The 1598-nt window shown below is 50.4% G+C and carries 2 protein-coding genes and 1 tRNA gene; 1 reads left to right on the top strand and 2 read right to left on the bottom strand.

What is annotated here, in order from left to right; all coding sequences use genetic code 11:
• Both H6F43_RS00705 and H6F43_RS00700 read right to left on the bottom strand, forming a co-directional pair.
• A partial coding sequence (locus H6F43_RS00705) for an ATP-binding cassette domain-containing protein (protein ID WP_190340115.1) occupies positions 1 to 336 on the bottom strand: 336 nt, incomplete at its 3' end.
• A gap of 6 nt (positions 337 to 342) precedes the next feature.
• Positions 343 to 1350 carry a zinc ABC transporter substrate-binding protein gene (locus H6F43_RS00700; RefSeq protein ID WP_190340114.1) on the bottom strand — a complete coding sequence of 336 codons (1008 nt, stop codon included), beginning with the start codon at positions 1348 to 1350 and terminating at the stop codon, positions 343 to 345.
• Positions 1351 to 1498: 148 nt separating this feature from the next.
• Here H6F43_RS00700 and H6F43_RS00695 point away from each other — a divergent pair.
• A tRNA-Val gene (locus tag H6F43_RS00695) sits at positions 1499 to 1572 on the top strand.
• The last annotated feature ends 26 nt before the right edge of the window (positions 1573 to 1598 follow it).

Below are 1598 nucleotides of genomic sequence, written 5' to 3'. Positions count from 1 at the left end.
CCCCACTAATTCCGCTACTGACAGCGGAATCCCTCGATCAAAGATAAAATTCTGCGGCATGTAGCCAATGCGCGATCGCAAGCGCCCCAACCGCGCCAGCGGATGCCCAAAAATTTCTACAGTTCCGGTAGCACGCGGCAGCACATCTAGCAGTGCTTGGACTAGGGTACTCTTGCCGGACCCATTGGGACCCACGATCGCCGCCGACACTCCCGGTTGCAACTCAAACGACACTTGCCGCACCGCCGCGTGCCGTCCGCGATACACCGTTAAATTTTCTACCTTTAGCACTGGAGAAGGAGCTTCCACCGCGCCGTTTAATGAATGAGCGCTCATGATGACTTACTTAAATGCAGTTTCTAGAGTTTGAAGATTTGTGTTCATCGCTGTGAAGTAGTAGTTGGGATCAAGCTGTCCTGCTTCTAACGAGTCCAGGGGACGCAGCGTCAAATTCAGGTCGCTAGACAGGCTAGACAGGAGCTTGTTATCGACTCCTGGTTCGCTGAACAGTGCCTTTACCTTGTATTGCTTCACGGTTGCGACTGCCTTTTGCACATCACTGGGCGAAAGCTGATCCTCCGGAATTTCTACAACAGCGACTTGTTGAAGCTGATAGCGCTTGGCGAGATAGGGAAAGGCATCGTGAAATGTTACAAAGGTGCGATCGCGATATCCCTTCAGCCGTTGCTCAAACTGGTCATTGAGCTTAGATAGCTGCTGAATGTAAGCAGCGGCGTTTGCTTGATAGGTGGCTTGGTTAGTGGGGTCGGCGGCAATCAAGCCATCGCGGATGTTCTCGACCTGCTGCTTTGCCAGAACCGGATCAAGCCAAACATGGGGATTGCCGCTTTCGTGGTTGTGCCCTGCTGTCTTCTCCCCAGTTTTTGTGGTCTCGTTTGCGTGGTCATGTTCTGCTTCACCGCTGGTGCTACCTACAGTCAAAGCCTCATCGATTACCTGAATCCCGCGACTGGCATCAATCACTCTCAAATTCTTGTTCTCAGCACTTTTAATCGTGTCATCCAGAAATTCTTCCACGCCTAACCCGTTTTTCACCACGACATCTGCCTGAGCGATCGCTTGCACATCGGCTGGAGTGGATTGGTATTCGTGCACCTCGGTGCCTGGTTGGATCAAAATATCTACCGTTGCTGCGTCGCCTGCAACGGCTTTAGTAAATAAATACACGGGCAAAAAAGTGGTTAACACCTTAAGTGACTTGTTTGAAGAAGCCGCTGTGTTTGTCGTGATTTGCTGACTAGCCTCAGGGCGAGTTGTATTGCAGCCGCTTAGCACGACAGGCAGCAGCAGTGAGGCAATCACGAACGATCGTAGACGGGCGCGAACCATAATGCCTTCCTTGTCAACGCCAAGATGCTTTCGAGAATGAATCTCATTCTATATTGGGAACGAGAACTATTCTACTTTCGATCGAAGGAAAGTCAGAATTTAAAAGCTTCATCTTCTGTTCAATCTATGCTAAACTGATATACCGTTCGGACGCATAGCTCAGTTGGTTAGAGCACCACGTTGACATCGTGGGGGTCACTGGTTCGAGTCCAGTTGTGTCCATTCCTTACACAGTAAGGGTTTCAAGC

The organism is Leptolyngbya sp. FACHB-36 (assembly GCF_014695955.1).
In the GTDB taxonomy this organism is placed as follows: domain Bacteria; phylum Cyanobacteriota; class Cyanobacteriia; order Leptolyngbyales; family Leptolyngbyaceae; genus FACHB-36.
The sequence above is the reverse complement of the archived record's forward strand: the minus strand, read 5'-3'. Positions and strand labels throughout refer to the sequence as shown.

Bases quoted from the DNA above. Each gene is read 5' to 3' on its own strand.
- H6F43_RS00700 (WP_190340114.1), bottom strand. From the start codon at position 1,350: ATGGTTCGCGCCCGTCTACGATCGTTCGTGATTGCCTCACTGCTGCTG.